Below are 18,222 nucleotides of genomic sequence, written 5' to 3' on the forward strand. Positions count from 1 at the left end.
ACCACCCATGCCCCTCCCCAAGGCTGAGCTGCACCTCCACATCGAGGGCACCCTCGAACCCGAGCTGGCCTTCGCGCTCGCCGCCCGCAACGGCGTCGACCTCCCCTTCGCCGACACCGAGGAGCTGCGCGCCGCCTACCGCTTCGGCGACCTCCAGTCCTTCCTGGACCTCTACTACGCCCTGATGGCGGTCCTGCGCACCCCCGAGGACTTCACCGCGCTCGCCGACGCCTACCTGGAGCGGGCCGCCGCGCAGGGCGTCCGGCACGCCGAGATCTTCTTCGACCCGCAGGCACGCACGGCGCGAGGCGTCCCCTTCGCCACCGTCATCGAGGGCCTGGGCGCCTCCCTCGACCGCTCCGAGGAGCGGTACGGGATCTCCACCCGGCTGATCATGTGCTTCCTGCGCGACGAGTCCGCCGAGTCGGCACTCGCCACCCTGGAGTCCGCCAAGCCGTACCTGGACCGGATCACCGGCGTCGGCCTCGACTCCGCGGAGGTCGGCCACCCGCCGGCCAAGTTCCGCGCGGTGTACGAGGAGGCCGCCCGGCTCGGTCTGCGGCGCGTCGCGCACGCGGGCGAGGAAGGCCCGGCGGCGTACGTCAGCGAGGCCCTCGACGTCCTCGGCGTGGAGCGGATCGACCACGGGCTGCGGTCCATGGAGGACCCGGAGCTGGTCGCCCGCCTCGTCCGCGAGAGGATCCCGCTCACGCTCTGCCCGCTGTCGAACGTGCGGCTCCGGGTCATCGACACCCTCGCCGACCATCCGCTGCGGGCCATGCTGGACGCGGGACTCCTGGTCACCGTCAACTCCGACGACCCCGCGTACTTCGGCGGCTACGCCGGAGACAACTACGACGCGGTGCGCCAGGCGCTGTCGCTCGACCCCGAGCAGCTGCGCACCCTGGCCCGCCAGTCCTTCGAGGCCTCCTTCCTGGAGGACGACGAGCCGCGTCGGGCGCGGTACCTGGCCGAGGTCGAGGCGTACGACTTCCCCGCCTGACCCGCTCAGCCCCGGCCCGTCGGACGGGCCAGGCGGAAGGCCGACCGGGTGCGGCGCGCGCCGGTCGCCGGCGGCGGGATCGGGGCGATCTCCTGCTCGGGGGCGCCGACCTGGGGGAGGAGCGCCGTCGTCGCCGGGGCCGCGCCCGCCATGAAGGCCGCGGGCGCGCCGCCGCGGCGGCGGATCGAGCCGGGGACCAGGGGGCGGCCCGAGGCGTGCCGCGCCACCGCCGCCATCGGGGCGGCCACCAGGAGAAGGAGCGCGGCGAGGACCGCGCCCATGCCCGGGTAGCCGGCGGTCTCCGAGAGGACGCTGCCGGCCAGCGGGCCGCAGGCGGTGCCCAGGGAGGACGCCGAGCCGACCAGGACGGCCCAGCGGCCGCGCGGGTCGAGGGAGGCGGCGAGGCCGAGGAGGTACGAGAGGACCACCGGGTAGACGGTGTTCCAGAGGATCTCGCCGGTCGCGAAGGACGCCAGGCCGCCCGCGGTCGAGCTGAGCAGCACGCAGACCGCGATCAGGACCGTGCCCGCGCCGATCGGCACGGCCCGGCCGAGCCGCGAGCCGAGGGCCCCGGCGGCCGTGACGCCCGCGAGGCCCGCGCCGAGCGCCAGGGCGAAGACCGCGCCCACGGTCACCTCGGACAGCCCGGCCTGCCCGGTGCCGATCCGGCCGCTCACGCCCCAGAGGGCGTTCTGGGCGAGGGACCAGCACACGATGCAGCCGGCGAGGACCGCCCCGGCCCGGCGGTACGGCAGCGGGCCGGCGGGCTCCGTGACGGAGGGGGCACCCCGCCACGCGCGCGTGGCGCCCGGCAGCCGGCCCGTCACCGGCCAGACCAGGACGGCGGCCGCGGCGAGGGCCAGGAGCGGCAGGGAGTGGCCGCCGCCGAGCCGCGGCAGCGTCAGGTACAGAGCGCCGGCCGTGGCCGAGACCGACAGCAGGCCCAGCGTCGAGGCCCGCTGCGGGTCCGGCCGGCCGGCGATCCCGGAGGCCGCCACCGCCGTCGCCGTGCCCGAGCCGAAGCCGCCGAGCACCACCCCGGCCACCACCAGCGGCAGGGTGCCGGTCGCTGCGGCGGAGCCGTACCCCAGGGCCATCGCGAGCAGCCCGAGGCGGGCCGCCCGGCGCGGGCCGATCCGTTCCACGCGCGCGGCGAGCGTGAATCCGGCGGAGGCGGAGCCGAGCAGCAGCACCGAACCCACCAGGCCGGCCTGGGACGGGCCGAGGCCGAGTCCGGCGGCGAGCCGGCCGACGACGGTCGGCAGCAGGTACGGGGCGAGATATCCGGCCGAGAAGAGGGCGACGAGGGCGACGAGCGCCCCACGGGCGCGCGGGCGCGACGGCATGGGCGTTCCAGGAACTGAACGGGGGAATGAGACGGCGCCCGGTGATCCACGGGGTCGCGGCACCATGTGTATCAAGCAACCGAATGGGCGGAGAAGGTGCTCTCCCCCGATTCATCCTGTGATACAGGACACAATCGGTTTGGAGTGGGTGGGTCGGGGTAGGCAGCGGCGTTCCGTCGCGTCACCGCCGTCCCCCCGGCCCCATCGGGCACACTGTCCGGATCGGCACCCGGTGCCGATCCCGCCGCACCACGACCGGGGAGTTCGCCGTGAGCACAGCCAGCGGAGACCAGCGCGAAGAGCGGTCCACGGACGCGTACGAGGACCAGGGCCGACGCGGAACGCCGCACCCGGACCGGGACCGGCGCGGAACGCCGTACCCGGACCCGGCCCGCCCCGACGCCCGCCCCGACGCCGGCATCGACCCGCTGGAGACCGTCCGCGAGCCCGCCGACCCGGCCTGCGACGTCTTCCTCACCGGCACCGTCTTCCTTGACATCGTCTTCACCGGCCTCGACAGCGCCCCCGTCCGCGGCACCGAGTCCTGGGCCCGCGGCATGGGCTCCAGCCCCGGCGGCGTCGCCAACATGGCCACCGCCCTCGCCCGGCTCGGCCTGCGCACCTCCCTCGCCGCCGCCTTCGGCGACGACCACTACGGCGAGTATTGCTGGGACGCCCTCGAACAGGGCGAGGGCATCGACCTCTCGCTCTCCCGCACCGTCGAGGGCTGGCACTCCCCGGTCACCGTCTCCATGGCCTACGAGGGCGAGCGCACGATGGTCTCGCACGGCCACGAGGCCCCCCACGCCGACGGGACCGCGGTCCACCCGCCGTTCGCCCGCGCCGCCGTCGCCTCCCTCGCCCCCGGCCGCACCGAGGAGTGGGTCGCCCGCGCCGCCCGTGACGGCGCCCGGGTCTTCGCCGACGTCGGCTGGGACGACACCGGCCGCTGGGACCTGGCGGCCCTGCCCGACCTGGAGCACTGCGAGGCGTTCCTGCCCAACGCCGCCGAGGCGATGCGCTACACCCGCACCGAGTGCCCCCGCGCCGCCGCCCGCGCGCTCGCCGACAAGGTCCGCTACGCCGTGGTCACCCTCGGTGCCGAGGGCGCGTACGCCGTGGACGGCGCCACCGGAGAGACCGCCGAGGTCCCCGCGATCCGCGTCGAGGCGCTGGACCCCACCGGCGCCGGCGACGTCTTCGTCGCCGGCTTCGTCACCGGCACCCTCGCCGACTGGCCGCTCGCCGACCGGCTCGCCTTCGCCGGCCTCACCGCCGCCCTCTCCGTCCAGGAGTTCGGCGGCTCCCTCTCCGCCCCCACCTGGGCCGAGGTCGCCGCCTGGTGGCAGCACGTCCAGCACGACGACCGCCAGGACCCCGAGGCGCTGCGGGCCCGCTACGCATTCCTGGAGGACCTCCTCCCGGCCCCCGCCCGTCCCTGGCCGCCCCGCCGCGCGGTGCCCACCATCGGCTTCCGGGCGGCCGTCCCGTAAACCGCTTCGGACACACCGGTACCAGGTCGTAGGCTGGGTGCGAGAGGTTGTCGAGCAGCGAGAACCCCGCAGCAGGAGGTATGCGCAGGCCAGAGGGCCGGCCCATGACGCAGACACCCACAGCACCCGACGGAGCGCCCGGCGAGGCGCGCGCCCACTTCGCGGTGCCCGCGAAGCACCCCATGGTGACCGTCCTCGGTTCCGGCGACTCCCTGCTCCGCGTGATCGAGCAGGCGTTCCCCCGGGCGGACATCCACGTGCGGGGCAACCAGGTCAGCGCGGTCGGCGACGCCGCGGAAGTCGCTCTCATCCAGCGCCTGTTCGACGAGATGATGCTGGTGCTCCGCACCGGACAGCCGATGACGGAGGACGCAGTGGAACGCTCCATCGCCATGCTCAAGGCGAGCGAGAACGGCGCGGGCGCCGACGAGACCCCGGCCGAGGTGCTCACCCAGAACATCCTCTCCAGCCGCGGGCGCACCATCCGCCCCAAGACGCTCAACCAGAAGCGGTACGTCGACGCCATCGACAAGCACACGATCGTCTTCGGCATCGGCCCCGCCGGCACCGGCAAGACCTACCTGGCGATGGCCAAGGCGGTCCAGGCCCTGCAGTCCAAGCAGGTCACCCGGATCATCCTGACCCGCCCGGCGGTCGAGGCCGGCGAGCGCCTCGGTTTCCTCCCCGGCACCCTCTACGAGAAGATCGACCCGTACCTGCGCCCGCTCTACGACGCCCTGCACGACATGCTCGACCCCGACTCCATCCCCAAGCTGATGGCGAGCGGGACGATCGAGGTCGCGCCGCTGGCATATATGCGGGGCCGTACCCTGAACGACGCCTTCATCATCCTCGACGAGGCGCAGAACACGAACCCCGAGCAGATGAAGATGTTCCTCACCCGCCTCGGCTTCGACTCGAAGATCGTCATCACCGGTGACGTCACCCAGGTCGACCTGCCGAACGGGACGAAGAGCGGTCTGCGGCAGGTCCGGGACATCCTCGACGGGGTCCCCGACGTCCACTTCTCGACGCTCACGTCCCAGGATGTCGTCCGGCACAAGCTCGTCGGCCGTATCGTCGACGCGTACGAGAAGTACGACAGCGCCAACGAGCAGCGCACCGGCCGCAACGGGAAGTAGAAGCACCGCACATGTCGATCGACGTCAACAACGAGTCCGGCACCGAGGTCGACGAGCAGGCGATCCTGGACATCGCCCGCTACGCCCTCGGCCGCATGCGCATCCACCCGCTCTCCGAGCTCTCGGTGATCGTGGTGGACGCGGACGCGATGGAGCAGCTCCACATCCAGTGGATGGACCTCCCCGGACCGACGGACGTCATGTCCTTCCCGATGGACGAGCTGCGCCCGCCGGCCAAGGACGACGAGGAGCCCCCGCAGGGGCTCCTCGGCGACATCGTGCTCTGCCCCGAGGTCGCCAAGAAGCAGGGCGAGGACGCCGAGACCGGGCACTCCATGGACGAGGAGCTCCAGCTCCTCACCGTCCACGGCGTCCTCCACCTCCTCGGCTACGACCACGAGGAGCCGGAGGAGAAGGCCGAGATGTTCGGCCTGCAGGCGGCGATCGTCGACGGCTGGCGTGCCGAGAAGGGCCTCACCGGCCCGTCCCCCGCCCCGACCGTCAACTGACCCCGCGCGCCCGATGAGCATCCAGCTGATCCTCGGCGCCGTCGCCCTGGTCGTCGTCGCCTGGCTCGCCGCCTGCGCCGAGGCCGGACTCGCCCGCGTCTCCAGCTTCCGCGCCGCCGAGGCGCTCCGTTCCGGGCGGCGCGGGGCCGAGAAGCTCGCCCAGGTCGCCGCCGACCCCACCCGCTACCTCAACGTGGCGCTGCTCGTCCGCGTCGCCTGCGAGATGGCGGCCGGCGTCCTCGTCACCTACGCCTGCCTGGAGTACTTCCCCGAGACCTGGGAGGCCCTGCTCGTCGCGATCGGCGTGATGGTCCTGGTCAGCTATGTGGCCGTCGGCGTCTCGCCGCGCACCATCGGCCGCCAGCACCCGATGAACACGGCGACCGCGGCCGCGTACGTCCTCGTCCCGCTGGCCCGGATCATGGGTCCGATCCCGCAGCTGCTGATCCTCATCGGCAACGCGCTCACCCCCGGCAAGGGCTTCCGCAAGGGCCCCTTCGCCTCCGAGGCCGAGCTGCGGGCCCTCGTGGACCTGGCCGAGCAGGAGTCGCTGATCGAGGACGACGAGCGCCGCATGGTGCACTCGGTCTTCGAACTGGGCGACACCCTGGTCCGCGAGGTGATGGTGCCCCGTACCGACCTGATCTGCATCGAGCGGTACAAGACCGTCCGGCAGGCCCTCACCCTCGCGCTGCGCTCCGGCTTCTCCCGCATCCCGGTGACGGGGGAGAACGAGGACGACATCGTCGGGATCGTGTACCTGAAGGACCTGGTCCGCAAGACGCACATCAACCGTGACGCCGAGGCCGACCTGGTCTCCACCGCGATGCGGGCGGCGGCCTTCGTCCCCGACACCAAGAACGCGGGCGACCTGCTGCGCGAGATGCAGCAGGAGCGCAACCACGTCGCCGTCGTCATCGACGAGTACGGCGGCACGGCCGGCATCGTCACCATCGAGGACATCCTGGAGGAGATCGTCGGCGAGATCACCGACGAGTACGACCGGGAGCTGCCGCCCGTCCAGGACCTCGGCGACGACCGGAACCGGGTCACCGCCCGCCTCGACATCGGCGACCTGGGCGAGCTGTACGGCTTCGGCCCGGACGAGTTCGACGACGAGGACGTGGAGACGGTCGGCGGTCTGCTGGCCAAGGCCCTCGGCAGGGTCCCGATCTCCGGCGCCTCCGCCGTCGTCACCCTGCCGGACGGACGGGAGCTGCGGCTGACCGCCGAGGCGCCGGCCGGCCGCCGGAACAAGATCGTCACCGTGCTCGTCGAGCCGGTCGCCCCGGTCGGCGCGGAGGGAGAGGACCCGGCATGACCCCGGAGCAGCTGCGTGCCTTCTGCCTGGAGTTCAACGACGCCACCGAGGAGTTCCCCTTCGGGCCCGACACCTCGGTCTTCAAGGTGGCGGGGAAGCTGTTCGCGCTCTCCTGGCTGGACGGCGAGCCGCTGCGGGTCAATCTGAAGTGCGATCCGGACGACGCCGTACGGCTCCGCGAGGAGCACCCGGCGATCACCCCCGGCTACCACATGAACAAGCGCCACTGGAACACGGTCGAGGTGGCCGGGCTCCCGGACCGGATGGTCCGGGAGCTCGTCGAGGACTCGTACGACCTGGTCGTCGCGGGTCTGCCGAAGGCGGTACGGCTCCGCCTGGACCGGCCGTAGTTCACCGGGCGCGGCGCAGGCCCACGGCGACCAGCACCGCCGCCCCGAGCACGATCGCCGCGTCCAGGGCGATCACCGTGCGCACCCCCTCGTAGAGGCTGGTCCCGGTGGTGGCGAGCACGCCCAGCATCGGGATGCCGACGGTGAGCCCGGCCTGCTGCGTGGTGGTCACCAGACCGGTCGCGAGGCCCTGCTCCTCGTCCCGGACGCCCGAGGTGACCGTCAGGCCGTACGAGATGATCGCGCCGAGGTGGAACATCGAGGCGAGGGTGACCGCGACGGTCGCCACGACCACGCCCGAGCGCTCGCCCACGGCGAGCAGCGCGGCCGTGAGGACCGCCTGTCCGGCGAGTCCGGCGACCAGGGTGCGGCGGGCGCCGAGCCGCCCGATCACCTTCGGCGTGAGCGTCCCGGCGAGGACCGAGAAGACGCCCTGGATCCCGAAGACGACGCCGGTGGCGAAGGCCGACAGGCCCAGCGTCTCCTGGAGGTAGAGGGTCAGGACGAAGATGATCGTCGACATCATCGAGAAGGTCACGAGCCCGCCGATGTTGCCGAAGGCGACGGTGCGGCGGCGCAGCATCGGCAGCGACACCAGCGGGGCGGGGTGCCGGGACTCGACGATCACGAACGCGGTCAGCAGGACCAGCGCGCCGGCCAGGGTGATCAGGACGTCGGCGCCGCCGAAGCCGCGCTCGGCGGCCGTCGTCAGGGCGTAGATCAGGGCCAGCAGGCCGCCGGTGACGGTGACGGCGCCGGGCACGTCCAGCCGGGGGCGGTCCGGCGTGCGGGACTCGGTGAGCAGGCCGGGGGCGAGCGGCAGCACCAGCAGGGCGAAGACGGCGAGCAGTCCCATGGTGGAGCGCCAGCCGAGGGTCTCGGTCATGACGCCGCCGAGGACCATGCCGATGGTGAAGCCCAGCGACATGAGGGTGCCGGAGATGCCGAGCGCCCGGTCGCGCGCGGGGCCCTCGGGGAAGGAGGTGGTCAGCAGCGACATGCCGGTGGGCACGATCGCGGCGGCGGCGAGGCCCTGGAGGGCGCGGCCGGTGAGGAAGGAGGCGGGGTCCCAGGCGACCGTGGCGAGGACGGAGGCGGCGGCGAAGAGGCCGAGGCCGCCGAGGAAGAGCCGCTTGCGGCCGTACAGGTCGCCGATCCGGCCGAAGAGCAGAAGGAAGCCGCCGGAGGGGAGTGCGAAGGCGGTGACCGCCCACTGGAGGGCGGTGCGGTCGAGGCCGAGGTCGGCGCCGAGGACGGGCAGGGCGACGTTGAGGACGGAGAAGTCGAGCGCCACGATGAACTGGGCGGCGCAGAGCACGAAGAGGACGAGCCGGGCCCGTCGGTCGAGGGCGGGGGCGGGCGGTGAGGACAGGGTCGGGGGAGAGGACACGGTTGCCATGGCCGTGACTCTGCTCGGCCGGGAACAACGCCGGGGAGCGGGAACTTATCCTGTTGGCCGCACCACCAGCGTCCGGGGGAGGAAGCACACGTGGGCACAGCAGTGGAGAGCGCCGGCGGCAAGGCGCACCGACTGGCGGAGCTGCGCGAGTTCCTGATGAGCCGTCGGGCCCGGGTCACCCCGGCCGAGGCGGGGCTGCCGGACGGCGGCAGGCGGCGTACGCCGGGGCTGCGCCGCGAGGAGGTCGCCGTCCTCGCCGGGGTCGGGGTCAGCTGGTACCAGTGGCTGGAGCAGGGCCGGGACATCACGGTCTCGCCGCAGGTGCTCGACGCGGTGGCGCGGGTGCTCAGGCTGAGCCCGGCCGAGCGGCGCCACCTGTACGTCCTGGCGGCGCTCAACCCGCCGGCGCTCGAACCGGCCCCGGAGGACCGGGAGATCTGCCACGGGCTGCACCGGCTGATCGACGCGTGGATGCCGTTCCCGGCTCACATCATGGACGTGTACTGGAACACGGTGATGTACAACGACGCGGCGGCCTCGGTGCTCGGGATGCGGCCGGACGTCAGCCGGAACTGCCTGATCGACTTCTTCACCGACGAGCGGTACCGGGCCCGGATGCGGAGCTGGGAGGAGCTGGCGCCGAAGGTCGTGGCGCAGTTCCGGTCGGCCTGCTCGGAGTGCCCGGACGACGAGGGCTTCCGGGCGGTGGTCGAGGAGGCGAAGGCGGTGAGCGCCGAGTTCGCCGAGCTGTGGGAGCGCCGGGACATCCTGCCGGGCGGCCAGAACCGCAAGGAGATGGACCACCCGGTGGCCGGTCTGCTGGTCATGGAGGCCACCCAGCTGCGGGTGCCGGCCCGGCCGGACCTGGTGATCGTGCTGCACACCCCGATGCCGGAGGCGGGCACGGCCGAGAAGCTGGAGTGGCTGGCCTCGCCGGAGGGCCGACGGGGGACGATGCACCCGCTGGCGGGGTGAACGCCTGCCGTCGGGGTGAGCACCCGCTGCCGGGCGGCTCCGGGTGTGCGCCGACCCGGCCGCGCGGTCGACCCGCCGACGGGCCGGGCCGGCGCTCCGACCTATGCTCGGTCCATGACACTCAGCAGTGAGCACGGCGACCTCGGCGCCGAGGACCTCAAGATCATCACGCTGGCGCGCAGCGCCCGCGCCCGCAACGGCGTGCCCGAGGGCGCGGCGGTACGGGACGAGACCGGCCGCACCTATGTGGCGGGCACGGTGGAGCTGGAGTCGCTGAAGCTGAGCGCCCTGCGGACGGCCGTGGCGATGGCCGTGGCGAGCGGTGCGCAGTCGCTGGAGGCGGCGGCCGTGGTCTCCGCCGCCGAGGCCGCGTCCGACGAGGACCGGGCGGCCGTACGGGACCTGGGCGGGCCGGAGACGCCGGTGCTGCTCGCGGGTCCCGACGGGCAGCTGCGTTCGGCCGTCACGGCGGGCTGAGCGCGGCCCCCGCGAGGGGTGGGTCCGGCCGCGGCCGGACCCTTGCGCGTTTGTGAAGGATCTCCGCGACTTCTCTTGCCTTCCCATGCCGTCTGCGCGTCAATAGGCGGCGGACGGTCCGACGGACCGTCAGATCTGCGCCGTTCGACGCAGCGTCCGCACCCCTGCGTTCGTCATCGGAAGGGGTACGAACTCACCATGAGAAGAAGCACCTTGGGTGCGGCCGGAGCGCTCGCCGCGGGCCTCGCCGCCGCCTCGCTCGCCTTCGCCCCCACGGCCTCCGCCGCGGTGTCGCCGGGCACGGCGACAGCCACGTACGACTGCGGCATGTGGGGCGGCGGCACCGCCACCCTCACCATGACCCACTCCGGGAGCACGGGCCAGGTCTCGATCACCGCGCCCGTCACCACGCCGGTCGCCGTCGGCGCGGACACGATCAGCTCCTCGCTGATCCTGGACAACGCGACGGGCCCGGACCGGACCTTCACCGGCAAGAAGAACCCGGCCATCCCGGCCGGCGGCACCGCGAAGCTCGGCCCGCTGACCGCCACCAACGTGGTGGCCGGCGACAGCCTCAACTCCTACTTCGCCGGCGTCGCCCTCAAGCTGGTCATCTTCGGCGTCACGGTGAACTGCGACGCGGTCACGTCGCAGTCCCCGGGGCCGTTCGTCATCAGCTGATCCACCGCACCCTCCACGACCGGTGCCGCCGAGGGCGGCACCGGTCTCCGCCATGCCCCCGGACATACCGGAGAAGTCGGCAGATCGACCGATCTTGCCATGATCTGATGGGTCATCAGTCGATGGCTTCCGTCTCCCTTGACTTCTCTCGGCCCCCGGCCGTCAATGGCGCCCTCTCGACCCTCAGGAGGGGGACCTCACATGGCATTCACCCGAACCCGGGCGGCGGTCCGAAGACGGCGCTGGACCGCCGTCCTCGGCGCCACCGCCCTCGCGTTCGCGGCCGGCGGCGCGCTCGCCGCCCCGGCGCAGGCGACCGGCGCCGGACAGTCGGTGGAATTCCCCACCCGCTGCGTCCCGCCGCCGATCGCCGGCATCCCGCCCATCGAGGGCGTCACCACCGCCGTGATCTCGGTCGACAAGGCCAACCCCAAGGTCGGCGACACCGTCAGCGTCACCTACGCGATCACCAAGCCGGCGGCGTCGAACCCGGTGGACCTCGCGCTCCCGGCGGACATCCTCACCCCCACCGGGAAGGTCGTCCTCGGCGGCGCGCAGACCGGTTCGTTCAACGTCACCGGCCCCAAGAAGAACCCGCCGGTCCCCGGCAAGGGCGCCTTCCCCGGCTTCTCCATGACCGGCAGCTTCACGGTCACCAAGGCCGGCGAGATCACCCTCTCCCCGGGCGACTACAACATCCACACCAGCTACATCATGGAGCTGGACACCCCCTGCACGGTGCTGAACCCGCCCGCTCCCGTCTCCCAGCGGGTCCAGGCCGGCGACCAGCCCGTGCCCAACCAGCGGACCCTCGAACTCGGCTCCGGCACCGGCGCCCCCGGCGCCCGGGTCACCGTCACCGGCGCCAAGTTCACCCCGCTCGCCGAGGTGACCGTGGCCGCCCGCGCCGGCGCCGCGGAGACCGCCGACCGGATGACCGTCACCACCGACAGCCAGGGCGGCTTCGTCGCCCGGCTCAAGGTGAACGACCTGGCCACCACCGGCGTCGTCGCCTACGAGGGCGCGTCCTGGAACGCGGAGAAGGGCGCGGGACCGATCCCGTACCAGGTGATCGACGACACCCCGACCCCGCCGAACAGCCAGAAGATCACCGCCACGGTCACGGCGGGCGAACTGTCCATGACCCAGGCCGGGGACGCCGTCGCGCTCTCCGCGGTCGACTTCGGCCAGGGCGGCGCGGCCACCGGAGCCCTGCAGACGGTGACGGTCAAGGACTTCCGCGGCGGCCCCGCGGGCTGGTCCGTGACCGGCAAGGTCACCGACTTCGCCGGACCGGGCGGCGCCATCGGCGCCGACCGGCTCAGCTGGACCCCGGCCTGCGTCGCCAAGGAGGGCAGCCCCAGCGCCTGTACGGCCGGCACCGCCGGACCCGTCGGCGCCGGCGCCACCCTCGCCTCCACGGCGAACGGCACGGTCACCGGCGGCGAGTTCACCGTCGACGCCCAGCTCTCGCTGGACGTCCCGGCGTTCACCGCGCCCGGCAGCTACGCGGGCGTGCTGACGCTGACCCTGTCCTGACCGCGGCCCACGGCCGGCCGGGCGCACCCCCGGCCGGCCCTTCGCCGCCTCCCTCCCTCCCACCGCACCCGGGGGTTCCGCACCGTGCGACGCAAGCTGTACGTCCTCCTCCTGAGCGCCGCCCTGCTGCTCCTCGGGGCCCCGGCGGCCCGGGCCGCCGAGAACGGCGAGTGGGCCGTCTACCCGGCCGCCCCCCGACTCGGCGAACGCCCCTACTACTTCCTCACCGCCGACCCCGGCGCCACCCTCCGCGACAAGGTCACCGTCGCCAACAAGACGGCCGAGCCCCTGACCTTCCGCCTGTACGGCGCCGACGCCTACAACACCGAGCGCGACGGCGGCTTCGCCATCCGCACCCTGAAGGAGCCGCGGACCGGCGCCGGAGCCTGGATCAGGCCCGAGCGCACCACGGTCACCGTCCCGCCGCGCTCCGCCGTCACGGTCCCCTTCACCCTCACCGTCCCCGCCGACGCCGACCCCGGCGACCACCCCGGGGCCGTCGTCGCCCTCGACGAGCGGATCACCCCCGGCGGCGGCGCCGTCGCCATGGGGATCCAGCGGGCCGTCGCCGCCCGCGTCTACCTGAAGGTCAACGGCCCGGCCGTGCCCGCGCTCGCCGTCGAGGACGTCACCCTGGAGCAGGACCGTCCGGTCGTCCCCGGCACCCGGGAGAGCACCGCGCTCGTCACGTACACCCTCCACAACCGCGGCAACGTCACCCTCAACCCCAAGGTCGTCCTCACCGCGGAGGGGCTCTTCGGCCGGACCCTGCTCGACCGGGACCTCGCCCAGGTGCCGTCCGAGCTGCTGCCCCGGCAGCGGATCCGGCTGACCGAGAAGTGGATCGGCGCGCCGCAGCTCGACTGGGGCGAGGTGACCCTCGTCGCCACCGCCCAGGACGTCCGCGAGAGCGCCGGCGTCTCCTTCCTCGCCCTGCCCTGGCTGGTCGCCGCCGTGCTCGCGCTGGGCGGTGCCGGCGGCCTCGCGGGGTGGCGGATCCGGCGCCGCCGGGCCCGGCCGGGACACTGAGTACGTGACGGGGCCGCTCATCGGGGACAATGGCCCCCATGAGCGTGCGCCGTGATGAGACCGATGAGAACACCGCCCCCCACCGGGCGGGCTTCGCCTGCTTCGTCGGGCGCCCCAACGCGGGCAAGTCCACCCTCACCAACGCTCTGGTCGGACAGAAGGTGGCGATCACCTCCAACCGCCCCCAGACGACCCGGCACACCGTGCGGGGCATCGTGCACCGCCCGGACGCCCAGCTGATCCTGGTGGACACCCCCGGCCTCCACAAGCCGCGCACCCTCCTCGGCGAGCGGCTCAACGACGTCGTCCGCACCACCTGGGCCGAGGTCGACGTGATCGGCTTCTGCCTGCCCGCCGACCAGAAGCTCGGCCCCGGCGACCGCTTCATCGCCAAGGAGCTCGCCGAGATCAAGAAGACCCCCAAGGTCGCCATCGTCACCAAGACCGACCTGGTGGACTCCAAGACCCTCGCCGAGCAGCTGATCGCCATCGACCAGCTCGGCCGCGAGCTCGGCATCGAGTGGGCCGAGATCGTCCCGGTCTCGGCCGTCGGCGACAAGCAGGTCCAGCTCGTCGCCGACCTGCTCATCCCGCTCCTGCCGAAGTCCCCGCCGCTCTACCCGGAGGGCGACCTCACGGACGAGCCGGAGCAGGTCATGGTCGCCGAGCTGATCCGCGAGGCCGCGCTCGAAGGCGTACGCGACGAGCTGCCGCACTCCATCGCGGTCGTCGTCGAGGAGATGATCCCGCGCGAGGGCCGCCCCGCCGACCGGCCGCTGCTCGACATCCACGCCAACGTCTACATCGAGCGCCCCAGCCAGAAGGGCATCATCATCGGCCCCAAGGGCAGCCGCCTGAAGGAGGTCGGGATGAAGTCCCGCAAGCACATCGAGGCCCTCCTCGGCACGCCCGTCTTCCTCGACCTGCACGTCAAGGTCGCCAAGGACTGGCAGCGCGACCCCAAGCAGCTCCGCCGCCTGGGCTTCTAGCGGTGCTCGACGAGGGGACGGAACGCTTCGTCGCGGCCGCCGCCGCCCTGCCGCCGGCCGCACTCGCGACGGCCGACGAGCGGTTCCTCGACAACTGGGTCGTGGGCGGCCGGGAGGCGAGCGACGCGGCGCGGCCGTCGGCGGCCCAGCAGTCCGTGCTGAACCACCGGATCCGCTCCGCGCTCCTGCCCCGCGCCGACGAGCTGGACGCGCACCTCGCCGGGCTGTACTCCGACGCGGTCACGACGATCGGCATCGCCTCCCGCGCGGTGCTCAAGCGCGGGAAGCTCACCCCGGAGCAGTACGCCCTCCTGGTCACCCCCCTCACCGCCCTGGGAGTCCCCGGGCCCCCGCACCCGGCCATGGACCCGCCCAGGGACGACATGCCGGCATGACGAAGATCGACAAGGGGGAGGGCCTGCGCGGCCGCTAGCTCACGCGCCCTCCTTCAGCACCCTCGTCACGAGGGTCCGCTGCGCCTCCGTCAGGTGGGGGTCGGCGCAGCGGACCGTCCGGCCGTCGACGGTGATCTCGTACGAGAAGCCGTCCGGGACGACCCGGGTGGCCTCCGGCGCCGCGAGGACGGCGGAGGCCAGGGACTCCCACTCGGGGCCCGAGACCTCCACCTCCGCCGACCGCTCGATGCCCGCGAAACCACCGGTGCGCCGCACTCGAATCCGCATGGGCCCCTGTCTACCAGCCCGCTCAGTCGGTCGGCACGCCCACGGCCGCCCACGCCTTCGTGACGGCCTGGATCTCCGCCGCGTCGCCGTACCGCGCCTTCGCCGCCGCCACCGTGGCCACCGCGAACTCGGAGAAGCGGGTGTCCGGGGCGAGCACCCCGCTCGTCATGACGTCGTACCAGATCCGCCCGGCCCGCTCCCAGGCGTGGCCGCCGAGCTCGGTCGCCGCCAGGTAGAAGGCGTGGTTCGGGATGCCGGAGTTGATGTGCACACCGCCGTTGTCCCGGCCGGTGCGCACATAGTCGTCCATGTGGGCGGGCTGCGGGTCCTTGCCGAGCACGTCGTCGTCGTACGCGGTCCCCGGCGCCTTCATCGAGCGCAGCGCCGTCCCCTCCACGTCCGGGTGGAAGAGGCCCTCGCCGATCAGCCAGTCGGCCTGCTCGGCGGTCTGGCCGAGCACGTGCTGCTTCACCAGCGCGCCGAAGACGTCGGAGACGGACTCGTTGAGCGCGCCGGACTGGCTGAAGTACTCCAGGTTCGCCGTGTACTGGGTGAAGCCGTGCGCCAGCTCGTGCGCGATGACGTCCACCGGCAGGGTGAAGTCGAGGAAGATCTCGTCGTCACCGTCGCCGAACACCATCTGCTCGCCGTTCCAGAAGGCGTTGCCGTACTTTTCGTCGTAGTGGACGGTCGCGAGCAGCGGTAGCCCGGCCCCGTCCATCGAGTCGCGGCCGAAGGCGTCCCGGAAGAGCGTGAAGGTGGCGCCCAGACCCGCGTAGGCGCGGTTGACGGTGGCGTCGGCGGTCGCCTCCCCGCCCTCGTCGCGGACCTTCACGCCGGGCAGCTCGGTACGGCGCTGCGCGTCGTACACGGTCCGGCGCGGGGCCGCGGGCTCCGCCGGCGCGGCGGACGGGGCGGCGGACGGGCGGGGGAGGACCCGGGCGGTACGGGCCGAGGCGTCGGCGATCAGGGTGCGGCGGGCTGCCGCGGCCACGGAGGGGTTCGCGGAGGCCGCCAGGTGCTCCAGGAGGTGGGGCGGCACGATCGTGCAGAAGGGGGAGGTCATACCCGGAAATGTGGCAGTGGGTGACGCACTTGTCACGGGAGGCGACGAAGATTGGCGAAATGGAGTGATGAGTCACCTTTCGGCCTTGACGACACCGCCGTCCCGCATACTGAAACAGACGTCCGCCTTCCCCGGCCCTGGGCTATGGTGACGCACATCATGCGTTTCGGGCTGCTTCTCCTTAGCTGCCGCGGCGAGGGCCTGTAGTCGTAGGCCGACCCCCTCCCCGCGGGTTTCGGTGTTGCGTTCGACAGTCGGCCGTCCCCCGTGAAGGACCCGAGGAGCCCTACGCAATGTCCCAGTCTCCGTTCGTCAGCCGGCCCACGCCCGTCACCAACGCGACGCACGCGCAGAAGCCGTCCGGGATGCCGATCCACAAGTACGGCCGCTACGAGGCCGTCGAGATCCCCGACCGCACCTGGCCCGAGCAGCGCATCACCCAGGCGCCCCGCTGGCTCTCCACCGACCTGCGCGACGGCAACCAGGCGCTGATCGACCCGATGTCGCCGGCCCGCAAGCGCGAGATGTTCGACCTGCTGGTACGCCTGGGCTACAAGGAGATCGAGGTCGGCTTCCCGTCCTCCGGCGAGACCGACTTCGCCTTCGTCCGCTCCATCATCGAAGAGGGCGCGATCCCGGACGACGTCACCATCTCCGTCCTGACCCAGGCCCGCGAGGACCTGATCGAGCGGACCGTGGAGTCGCTGGTCGGAGCCAGGCGCGCCACCGTCCACCTGTACAACGCCACCGCGCCGACCTTCCGCCGGGTCGTCTTCCGCGGCTCCAAGGACGACATCAAGCAGATCGCCGTCGACGGCACCCGCCTGGTGATGGAGTACGCCGAGAAGCTGCTGGGCCCGGAGACCGCCTTCGGCTACCAGTACAGCCCCGAGATCTTCACCGACACCGAGCTGGACTTCGCCCTGGAGGTCTGCGAGGCGGTCTGCGACGTCTGGCAGCCCGGCCCCGGCCGCGAGATCATCCTCAACCTGCCCGCCACCGTGGAGCGTTCGACCCCCTCCACGCACGCGGACCGCTTCGAGTGGATGTCCCGCAACCTGACCCGCCGCGAGCACGTCTGCCTGTCGGTCCACCCGCACAACGACCGCGGCACCGCCGTCGCCGCCGCCGAGCTGGCCATCATGGCCGGCGCCGACCGCATCGAGGGCTGCCTGTTCGGGCAGGGCGAGCGGACCGGCAACGTCGACCTGGTCACCCTGGGCATGAACCTCTTCAGCCAGGGCGTCGACCCGCAGATCGACTTCTCGCAGATCGACGAGATCCGCCGCACCAGCGAGTACTGCAACCAGATGGAGGTCCACCCGCGCCACCCCTACGCGGGCGACCTGGTCTACACCGCCTTCTCCGGCTCCCACCAGGACGCCATCAAGAAGGGCTTCGACGCCATGGAGGCCGACGCGGCCGCCCAGGGCAAGACCGTCGACGACATCGAGTGGGCGGTCCCGTACCTGCCCATCGACCCCAAGGACGTCGGCCGCTCCTACGAGGCCGTCATCCGGGTCAACTCGCAGTCCGGCAAGGGCGGCATCGCCTACGTCCTGAAGAACGACCACAAGCTGGACCTGCCCCGCCGGATGCAGATCGAGTTCTCCCGGATCATCCAGGCCAAGACCGACGCCGAGGGCGGCGAGGTCACCCCGGCCGCGATCTGGTCCGTCTTCCAGGACGAGTACCTGCCCAACCCGGAGAACCCGTGGGGCCGCATCCAGCTGCGCGCCAACCAGTCGACCTCCGACACCGACGGCACCGACACCCTGAAGGTCGAGGCGGTCGTCGACGGCGTCGAGACCGTCCTGACCGGTGCCGGCAACGGCCCGATCTCCGCCTTCTTCGACGCCCTGCAGTCGGTCGGCGTGGACGCCCGCCTGCTGGACTACCAGGAGCACACCATGAGCGAGGGCGCCTCCGCGCAGGCCGCCTCGTACATCGAGTGCGCCATCGACGGACGCGTGCTGTGGGGCATCGGCATCGACGCCAACACCACCCGCGCCTCCCTGAAGGCGGTCATCTCGGCGGTCAACCGCTCGGCCCGCTGACCTCGCGCGCACCCGGCGCCCCGCCCCTCCGAGAGGGGGACGGGGCGCCGTCTTTTTGTGAAGTGCGTCACGGTTTCAGATGCACTTAAGGAAGATCATGGGGATATGCCGGAATCCCTGTCATATGAGGGCAGTTGACGGCACATCAAGGTCTGACGGATGG

General features: G+C 72.6%; 18 protein-coding genes. 14 read left to right on the forward strand and 4 right to left on the reverse strand.

Features of this window, described 5'->3' with window-relative positions:
* Window positions 1-7 precede the first annotated feature (7 nt).
* Window positions 8-1,003: an adenosine deaminase gene (locus ACFYT9_RS02005; protein WP_389160329.1), complete on the forward strand. Its 996-nt coding sequence runs from the start codon at window positions 8-10 to the stop codon at window positions 1,001-1,003.
* A 5-nt stretch (window positions 1,004-1,008) separates the two neighbouring features.
* Here ACFYT9_RS02005 and ACFYT9_RS02010 read toward each other — a convergent pair whose 3' ends face one another.
* A complete protein-coding gene (locus tag ACFYT9_RS02010) occupies window positions 1,009-2,349 on the reverse strand; it encodes an MFS transporter (protein WP_389160331.1) in 1,341 nt (446 codons plus the stop codon).
* Window positions 2,350-2,768: 419 nt separating this feature from the next.
* On the opposite strand from ACFYT9_RS02010, the gene ACFYT9_RS02015 reads away from it, so the two are divergent.
* The 5 genes from ACFYT9_RS02015 to ACFYT9_RS02035 all read left to right on the forward strand — a co-directional run bounded on the left by ACFYT9_RS02015 (window position 2,769) and on the right by ACFYT9_RS02035 (window position 7,164).
* Window positions 2,769-3,842, forward strand: coding sequence for a PfkB family carbohydrate kinase (locus ACFYT9_RS02015; protein WP_387270613.1), 1,074 nt, complete (start codon window positions 2,769-2,771; stop codon window positions 3,840-3,842).
* A gap of 104 nt (window positions 3,843-3,946) precedes the next feature.
* A complete protein-coding gene (locus tag ACFYT9_RS02020) occupies window positions 3,947-4,984 on the forward strand; it encodes a PhoH family protein (RefSeq protein ID WP_376602345.1) in 1,038 nt (345 codons plus the stop codon).
* An 11-nt stretch (window positions 4,985-4,995) separates the two neighbouring features.
* Complete coding sequence (gene ybeY / locus ACFYT9_RS02025; RefSeq protein ID WP_376602346.1) at window positions 4,996-5,493, forward strand: rRNA maturation RNase YbeY; 498 nt, start codon at window positions 4,996-4,998, stop codon at window positions 5,491-5,493.
* 13 nt (window positions 5,494-5,506) lie between these two features.
* Complete coding sequence (locus ACFYT9_RS02030) at window positions 5,507-6,814, forward strand: hemolysin family protein (protein WP_387270552.1); 1,308 nt, start codon at window positions 5,507-5,509, stop codon at window positions 6,812-6,814.
* Window positions 6,811-7,164, forward strand: a complete 354-nt coding sequence (locus ACFYT9_RS02035; RefSeq protein ID WP_376602348.1) for an MmcQ/YjbR family DNA-binding protein — start codon at window positions 6,811-6,813, stop codon at window positions 7,162-7,164. Before ACFYT9_RS02030 ends, ACFYT9_RS02035 begins: the two co-directional genes overlap by 4 nt.
* Before the next feature lies 1 nt (window position 7,165).
* Here ACFYT9_RS02035 and ACFYT9_RS02040 read toward each other — a convergent pair whose 3' ends face one another.
* Window positions 7,166-8,563, reverse strand: a complete 1,398-nt coding sequence (locus tag ACFYT9_RS02040; RefSeq protein ID WP_387270549.1) for an MFS transporter — start codon at window positions 8,561-8,563, stop codon at window positions 7,166-7,168.
* A gap of 90 nt (window positions 8,564-8,653) precedes the next feature.
* On the opposite strand from ACFYT9_RS02040, the gene ACFYT9_RS02045 reads away from it, so the two are divergent.
* The 7 genes from ACFYT9_RS02045 to ACFYT9_RS02075 all read left to right on the forward strand — a co-directional run bounded on the left by ACFYT9_RS02045 (window position 8,654) and on the right by ACFYT9_RS02075 (window position 14,648).
* Complete coding sequence (locus tag ACFYT9_RS02045; protein WP_387270547.1) at window positions 8,654-9,538, forward strand: helix-turn-helix transcriptional regulator; 885 nt, start codon at window positions 8,654-8,656, stop codon at window positions 9,536-9,538.
* A 114-nt stretch (window positions 9,539-9,652) separates the two neighbouring features.
* Window positions 9,653-10,015, forward strand: coding sequence for a cytidine deaminase (locus ACFYT9_RS02050; RefSeq protein WP_031005048.1), 363 nt, complete (start codon window positions 9,653-9,655; stop codon window positions 10,013-10,015).
* Between the two features lie 198 nt (window positions 10,016-10,213).
* Window positions 10,214-10,696 (forward strand): hypothetical protein, encoded by a 483-nt coding sequence (locus tag ACFYT9_RS02055; protein ID WP_376602351.1) that lies wholly within the window; start codon window positions 10,214-10,216, stop codon window positions 10,694-10,696.
* 201 nt (window positions 10,697-10,897) lie between these two features.
* On the forward strand, window positions 10,898-12,235 hold the full coding sequence (locus ACFYT9_RS02060; protein ID WP_389160337.1) for a beta-xylosidase: 1,338 nt from the start codon (window positions 10,898-10,900) through the stop codon (window positions 12,233-12,235).
* 84 nt (window positions 12,236-12,319) lie between these two features.
* Window positions 12,320-13,264 carry a DUF916 domain-containing protein gene (locus tag ACFYT9_RS02065; RefSeq protein WP_389160339.1) on the forward strand — a complete coding sequence of 315 codons (945 nt, stop codon included), beginning with the start codon at window positions 12,320-12,322 and terminating at the stop codon, window positions 13,262-13,264.
* Between the two features lie 29 nt (window positions 13,265-13,293).
* Window positions 13,294-14,253, forward strand: a complete 960-nt coding sequence (gene era / locus ACFYT9_RS02070) for a GTPase Era (RefSeq protein ID WP_387270543.1) — start codon at window positions 13,294-13,296, stop codon at window positions 14,251-14,253.
* Between the two features lie 2 nt (window positions 14,254-14,255).
* On the forward strand, window positions 14,256-14,648 hold the full coding sequence (locus tag ACFYT9_RS02075; protein ID WP_387270542.1) for a hypothetical protein: 393 nt from the start codon (window positions 14,256-14,258) through the stop codon (window positions 14,646-14,648).
* 39 nt (window positions 14,649-14,687) lie between these two features.
* Here the strand turns inward: ACFYT9_RS02075 and ACFYT9_RS02080 are convergent, their stop codons facing one another.
* Both ACFYT9_RS02080 and ACFYT9_RS02085 read right to left on the reverse strand, forming a co-directional pair.
* A complete protein-coding gene (locus ACFYT9_RS02080; RefSeq protein WP_376603934.1) occupies window positions 14,688-14,936 on the reverse strand; it encodes a protealysin inhibitor emfourin in 249 nt (82 codons plus the stop codon).
* Window positions 14,937-14,958: 22 nt separating this feature from the next.
* Entirely contained in the window at window positions 14,959-16,002 is a 1,044-nt protein-coding gene (locus ACFYT9_RS02085; RefSeq protein ID WP_387270541.1) for a M4 family metallopeptidase, read from the reverse strand.
* A 293-nt stretch (window positions 16,003-16,295) separates the two neighbouring features.
* Between ACFYT9_RS02085 and leuA the strand changes: the two genes are divergently transcribed.
* Window positions 16,296-18,059 (forward strand): 2-isopropylmalate synthase, encoded by a 1,764-nt coding sequence (gene leuA / locus ACFYT9_RS02090; RefSeq protein ID WP_376603930.1) that lies wholly within the window; start codon window positions 16,296-16,298, stop codon window positions 18,057-18,059.
* Window positions 18,060-18,222 lie beyond the last annotated feature (163 nt).

It is taken from the genome of Streptomyces sp. NPDC004435, assembly GCF_042873895.1.
Lineage (GTDB): Bacteria > Actinomycetota > Actinomycetes > Streptomycetales > Streptomycetaceae > Streptomyces.